Genomic DNA, 6665 nt, shown 5'->3' with positions numbered 1-6665 from the left:
CGAGCGCGTGACCAAACCAATCATCAGGGCCACACCCGCGACGGTGGCAAACGCCATCTGCCAGCGCGGCCGTTGGCAGGCCTGTAACCAACGCTGCCACAGGCTGGGTTGCCGCACCGGTGCTTCACGGTGGGCGGTGGCCAGGATGAAGGCGTCCAGGGAAGCCGGCGGCTCGCCGCTGGTGTGTTGACGGAAATGCTCGATCAGCAGCTCGTCGTTCGAGTCCTGGGTATGTCGGGGGTCAGTCATGCGGGTACCTCCTCGGCCAGCAGTCGGCGCAGTTTCTGCTGGGCGTAACGCAAGCGGCTTTTTACCGTTTCCAGTGGGGCGCCGGTGAGCGCGGCGATTTGTGGCACTTCCAGCTCGCCATGCAGGCGCAGCAGGAACACTTCGCGCTGGTCTTCGGGCAAGTCTTGCAGTGCGCTGTCCAGGCGCGCCTGATCACGGCTCAGGCTCAGCAGTTGCTCAGGCCCGGCGCTGTCGTCGGGCTGGCCGTGAAGCTGCTCATCGTAGCTGTCGTGCAGCGGGTTGTGGATGCCGTGCTTGCGCCAGTGGTCGATCAGGCGGTTGCGGGCAATCTGGAACAGCCAGGTGCGAAAACTCGCCCGCCCCTGTGGCTCGCTGGTGCTGCGGATCAGGCTGAGCCAGGTGTCCTGGAATACTTCCTCGGCCAGTTCGGCCTTGTTGCTCAAGGACACCAGAAAACGGTACAGGCCCTGTCGATGCCGCGCGTACAGGGCCTCGAACGCTGCACCGTCGCCGCTGCGGTAGCGGGACAGCAGGGCTTCGTCGCTGGGTGAATCCATCAGGTGGCGCACTCCTTTGAGGTGGATCAGTGTTTAGCCGGGGCCTGAAGGCTCTGGGCCAATTCGACCAGTTGCACAAATTCGCCGCGCAAGCCAAAAGGGTCGTCGCCCCGAGCGGAGCGGGCCAATGCGGCCGTGTCCTTGAAACTCATGCTGCCAGTGTAGCGGCCATCACCCTTGAGTTGCTGGGCGAAGGCGGCCACGGCAGCAGAGAAACGCAGGTCGTCGCTGGTTTTGCCACTGTGCTGGTTGCTGATCGGGTGTTCGATCAGTCGGCTGTTGCCGCCTTCCGCTGGTTTGTAGCGTACCCGCAACATCGCCAACTCATCAGTTTTACCGTCAGCCTTGGCCGCCGATGCGTAGCGCAGTGGCTCCAGCCAACCCTGTTCACCCTTCGGGACAATTTCATACAACGCGGTCACTGTATGCCCTGCACCGATTTCGCCGGCGTCGACCTTGTCGTTGTTGAAATCCTCACGCTTCAGGGCGCGGTTTTCATAACCCAGCAATCGGTATTCACTGACCTGCGCCGGATTGAATTCCACTTGCAGTTTCACATCCCGGGCCACCACGGCGAGGGTTGAGCTGAGCTGGTCCACCAGCACTTTGCGGGCTTCGCGCAGGTTGTCGATATAGGCGTAGTTGCCATCACCGGCATCGGCCAGTTGTTCCATCAGGTGTTCGTTGTAGTTATCCACACCGAAGCCGAGGGTGGTCAGGGACACGCCGCTTTTGCGCTGGTCGACGGCCATTTGCTTGAGGCTGTCGAAGTCACTGACGCCCACGTTGAAGTCGCCATCGGTGGCCAGCAGGATGCGGTTGATGCCTTTGTCGATAAACCCTTCGCGGGCCATTTGGTAGGCCATTTCGATCCCCGACGCGCCTGCGGTGGAGCCGCCGGCGGTAAGTTGGTCGATGGCATTGCGGATCGTGGTTTTGTCGCGGCCCGAGGTGGGCTTGAGCACCACCCGCGATTCGCCGGCGTAGACCACCAGCGAGACGCGGTCCTGGTCGCGCAGTTGGTCCACCAGCAATTTCAGGGTGCTCTTGACCAGAGGCAGGCCTTCGCGGCGATTCATCGAGCCTGACACATCCACAAGGAACACCAGGTTAGCCGGAGCCAGGTCCGCCACGGCGTGGTCCGAGGCCTTGATGCCGATGCGCAATAGTCGGGTGTGAGGGTTCCAGGGTGACGGTGCCACTTCAGTGGTCACGCCAAAGGGCGAGCCGTCGGTGGGCAAGGCGTAGTCATAAGGGAAGTAATTGACCATCTCCTCAAGTCGCACAGCACCTTCGGGCGGCAGGCTGCCTTGATTGAGGAAGCGTCGTACGTTGGCATAGCTGCCGGTGTCGACATCGACGCTGAAGGTGGAGACCGGTGTTTCGGCAACGCTGCGAATCGGGTTGTCCGGGAGGTTCTGATAGTGCTCCCGAGGCTCGGTCTGGTATTGCATGGCGATCGAGTCGTTCATGACCAATCGCGACGCCATCGGTGCAGGCGCAACCCTCCGCTTGACCATGGCCCCCTGGACGCTGGCGGGCTCACTTTGCACCTCCACGACAGGCGCCGACTCAGCGGGCTTGGCCACGTCACGGGATGAAGAGAGCCCACACCCGGCAAGCGCCACCAGCAGGGTCACGGTGAAGCCTTGGGCGGCAGGGCGCAACAGCAGAAGAGGACGGGACATGGGCTGAACCTCGTGAATGAATGATCCGTTCACAAGGTCAGACGCAAGGGGCTGGCGATTCGGGTTAAAGCAACTTAGAGCGACGGAATATTTCCTGTCGCCGCCACAGTCGCCACCGGGACACGCTCATTAGGCGCAGTTACGTCATACACATGCTGCTCACAGCCCTTCCCGATAATCACGAATTCCACCAGGTAAACCTTTTGCTTCTCAGGCTTGAAGGTCGAACTCATGGGGCCGCACTCATACACATAGGTTTTGACGAGGCCGACATAGTTGGCGTTGTAGACCCGTGACTCGCCGATCACTTCAAAGGGCTGCCCCGGGTCAGCCTGCACTTCCAACTGCGGGAAGCGTTTGGCGACGGCGCTGTTGCCCACTTCGTTCATCTTGGCGATCCAGCCGAATACCTTGCCACGGCCGGAATCCACCACCGTCCCGAGGATTTCCGGACGCTGATCTGCATCGGAACTACGGCGTACGGAGAACTGCACCGGATAGGTAAAACCGGTTGCCTTCATGATGACCTTGGCGTGTTCGGCGTCCACCTCGACCTTTTTCTGCTGCAACTGGACGCCGTCCGTCAGCAGGCTTGGCGAGGAGTTCCTGGCAGTGGAGTGGCAGCCGGCCAAGACCAGGGCGAGGATTAAGAGTGAGGTCTTTTTCATGGGTTACTTCCTTGAGCACATTTAAAAGTCTGGCTCGGGCTACGTGGGAGAACCGCAGCCCGATGCCGTTTTCTATCGGCCGTAATACTTAAAACGCGTACCGCGCCTTGAGCATGACCCCATCGGCATCAAAACCACTGCGGGCCTGGCGGGTGTAGCTGGCACCCACGGTAAAGTCCGACACCTGGTAGTTCACGCCGACACTGGCTTCATAGCTGTCACGCGCCACCGAAGCGCCGGTGACGGTGAACGCAGAACCGCCGAGCACATAGCTGGAGGTTTGTGCGACGCGATCACCCATCAGGTCGTGATACGCCATCAAGGTTGCTTCCGGCTGCAAGCTACCGGCACCCATGGGCAAGTTGCCCGCCAAGCGCACACCAGCGCCCAGCTCGCCCACTTCATAGCGTTGCGACTGGGTGCTCAGCGCGGCCGAGGAGCCCTTCTCGTTGAAACCGTCCATGCGCACGTTGGCGTAACGCGCTGCCACGCGCGGCTCGATCACCACGGCCTGCGACGGCTTGAAGCTGTAGCCGCCGATCACACTGGCAGACAGCACATTGCTGTCGTAACTGCCCTTGGCTGTGGTGCCGGCGATATGGCGTTTGCTGTCGTTGTCGTTATGGCCATAGCTGAGGCTGCCGTCGACAAACCAGTTTTGCAGCGACCAGTTGCCGTACAGCGACAGCGCATGGCCCTCCACATCGGTCTTGTTGCCGAGGTCGGAATGGATGTTGGAGTTAAGGTAGCTGTACGCCACGCCCAACGTGGTGGTGTCGTTCAAGCGCCCGTCCACACCCACGGCCATGCCGCTGCTGTTGGCCGAGTAGCCGTTGTTGCCGCCACGCCCGTCCTGGTCCATGTTGCTGCTCAGGCCCTGCACCCACACGCCGCCGGTTTGATGGCTTTCGCGCTGGTCGGTGAGGCGGTTGAAGATCGCGCCGTTGACCACGGTCTGGCCCGACAACGCCACGTCCAGGGCGCCGCGATTGACGTCCGGCTTGAGTTGTTCGCTGACCTGAGCAAGCTGCTGTGCTGTGCCGGCGTCAGCCAGGGTTTGGAACACTGGGTCGTTCTGATTGAGTCCGCTCAGTACGTCGTTTTTAAAGGTGTTCACCGCCGTCGCTGACGCAGCGCCGGCGCCCACCGCGGCGAGCTCCTGCTGCACTTGCTGGTTGTCTTTAACCGCCACCACGGCCTTGACCGTTTGCGCGTCGGCCGAGTAGCTCAGCACGTTCAGCAGAGAGGACGAGCTGGCCACAGACAGGCCATTGTCTTGCACGCTGGTGGCTTGCAACAGGGTGTACTGAGTGCCGTTGTTGGTGCTGGCGAAGTCGCCCGGTTTGGCGCTCACGGTCAGCTTCGAAGCCTGGGCGAAATTCGCTGCACCGTTGACGGTCAGGTACGGCGTGGTCGGCACTACGCTGTCGGCCAGGTGGATATCAATACCTGCGCCGCTAGCAACGTTGAGGTTGCCAGTGATCGCAGTACCGGGCGCCGACAGGTTCAGCGAGCCCGAGTTGACCGATACCGGCGCGATGATGCGGCTGCCGGTGAAATCGGCCTGGCCTGCGACATTCACCGCGCTCAAGTTGAGCAGGTCGCCGGTGATTTTGCCGCCGGTCCAATTCAGCGTGGCAAGGTTGGCGGCGTCGATGGCGATGCCGGCGTTACTGCGGATCTCGCCGGCTTGCTGGTTGATCTCGAACGCCGAGGTCTGGTCCGCGGCATCTACATGAATGGCTGTGCCATCGGCGCTGATCGTGCCGCGGTTAACGATGCCGCGCGCGCCGGTCGCGCTGTTCTGGGCAAAGGTTGCCCCGGCAAACTCGAAGGCATTGGCGTTGGTGCCCGTGGCCTCGACGGTGCCGGTGTTGAGGATGTAGTCGACCGAACCGTTTAGAAACATCACCGTCTTGGCGTCATTGCCGTTGGCAGAAAGCAGGCCGCTGTTTTCGATGCGCAGAGGGTTGGTGTCGGTTTCCACCTCGATGCCCCAGGCGCCCTCGCCCGTCGCCTTGAGCGTGCCGGCGTTGAGGATTTTGCCGCCGACGGTGGTCCCCAGATTGTTCTGACGGTCGAGGATCAGGCCGATGGCGTAATCACCGTTCATGTCGATCACACCGGTGTTCGAGACGTCGCCGGCGATGGTGGTGCCATGCAGGTAAATGCCTTCGCCGCCATCCACGTAGGAAGGTGAAGCCGGCGGCGTCAGGGGCAGCGTGGAACGGATGGTGCCGGAGTTGATGACACTTCCACCGATGGTCGTCGCGCCGATCTCAAGCCCCTCGTAACCCCCATTTTTCATAAGAATGTTGCCCGCCTGGACCACGTCCCCGGTGACAGTTCCCGGGCTCAGGTTCTGCGGGCCCGACCAGAACAGCGGGTCCAGGGCAATCGCACGGATGGCGGCGCCCTGGGAATCCAGAGTGATGTCGGCACGGTTGATCAACGAACCCTGGATAGTGGTGTTGGCCACACCCAGTCCGGCAGGGTTGGTGGTGGTCGGCACCACTACTTCGGAGAACGTCCCGTTGATAATCAATGACTCATTAAAGGTCTCGCCGACCCAAATGTTCTTGCCCTGCCCCAGGTCGAATTCCACCGCCAGCGCTTGCGTACTGATTGCGCCGACCATGAGTGCCAACAGGTTTTTCTGGAACTGCTTACGCTTCATTTCAAACTCCATGAACTACATTAAAAGCCGCCAATAGGCCCGGCGGCAGTAGGTGTGCTAAGCGAGGGATCAATTGATCCGAATGCATTCCCCCAGGGTGCCTTCCTGAAACGCAGGCGCGCGCCTGTGCACCACAGCGGGCGGTGACAGAAAAGAGGCTTGGGGGGCGAGGTTCACATTAATCCTTAATGTCATTTGAAAACGCTGCAGTCCATGCAGCCCGACCGGTTGCGGGTGGGCGGGGTAAAGACAATGGGATATACAAAATGTTCAAGGTGCTCGGCGAGTTCTATCAAACTGCTCGCGTCAGGATCAGCCACCGCAAGCCACGCGGAGACCTCTCGCTGGTCTACTTGAGCTCCTTCACCAGATAACTCCCGGAGATCTGCGTGATACCCATCAACGCGCGGCGCAACGCCTCAGGATCAGTGCGATAAGTGAGCGGCGTGTAACCGTAGACATTCTGGCCATTGAACGGCGTGATCGACTCCACCGTGCGCCAGAGCATCTCGTCGCCACGGTCCATGCGCGCCACCACGGTTAGCGTCGGGTAGACCACGCTGCTGAAACCCTGGGTCAGGCGAAAGCCCCACTCGCCTACCGTCAGTTGAATCTGCGCATCGGCCGGCTCGTCGTCACCCACCACTTTGAGCGATGACGTCTTACCCAAGGCATCGATAAAGGCCTGCTTGAGCAACACGCCCAAGTCGATATTTTCGGCGTCCATCACCGTGAGTATCGCGGCCGGCGTCGACATCTCGGCCAGTTGCCCTGCCTTCATGCCGGCGGCAAACCCCGCGCCGCTCAAGGCCGCCGTGCCCAGCTT

5 protein-coding genes and 1 pseudogene are annotated in these 6665 nt (G+C 61.2%); all 6 read right to left on the bottom strand.

Features of this window, described 5'->3' with window-relative positions:
• A pseudogene (locus tag HX846_RS15345) lies at positions 1–249 on the bottom strand (hypothetical protein); the annotation flags it as partial.
• Positions 246–806 carry an RNA polymerase sigma factor gene (locus HX846_RS15340; protein WP_003218160.1) on the bottom strand — a complete coding sequence of 187 codons (561 nt, stop codon included), beginning with the start codon at positions 804–806 and terminating at the stop codon, positions 246–248. The gene HX846_RS15340 and the pseudogene HX846_RS15345, both read right to left, overlap by 4 nt.
• A gap of 26 nt (positions 807–832) precedes the next feature.
• A complete protein-coding gene (locus HX846_RS15335; protein WP_178965657.1) occupies positions 833–2494 on the bottom strand; it encodes a VWA domain-containing protein in 1662 nt (553 codons plus the stop codon).
• Between the two features lie 74 nt (positions 2495–2568).
• Entirely contained in the window at positions 2569–3162 is a 594-nt protein-coding gene (locus HX846_RS15330) for a hypothetical protein (protein ID WP_008433680.1), read from the bottom strand.
• Between the two features lie 88 nt (positions 3163–3250).
• Positions 3251–5839, bottom strand: a complete 2589-nt coding sequence (locus HX846_RS15325) for an autotransporter domain-containing protein (protein ID WP_178965656.1) — start codon at positions 5837–5839, stop codon at positions 3251–3253.
• 349 nt (positions 5840–6188) lie between these two features.
• The coding region (locus tag HX846_RS15320; protein WP_178965655.1) for a hypothetical protein at positions 6189–6665 on the bottom strand (477 nt) is incomplete at its 5' end.

This window comes from Pseudomonas sp. K5002 (assembly GCF_013386655.1).
Lineage (GTDB): Bacteria > Pseudomonadota > Gammaproteobacteria > Pseudomonadales > Pseudomonadaceae > Aquipseudomonas.
This window is presented reverse-complemented; position numbering and strand designations above follow the sequence as displayed.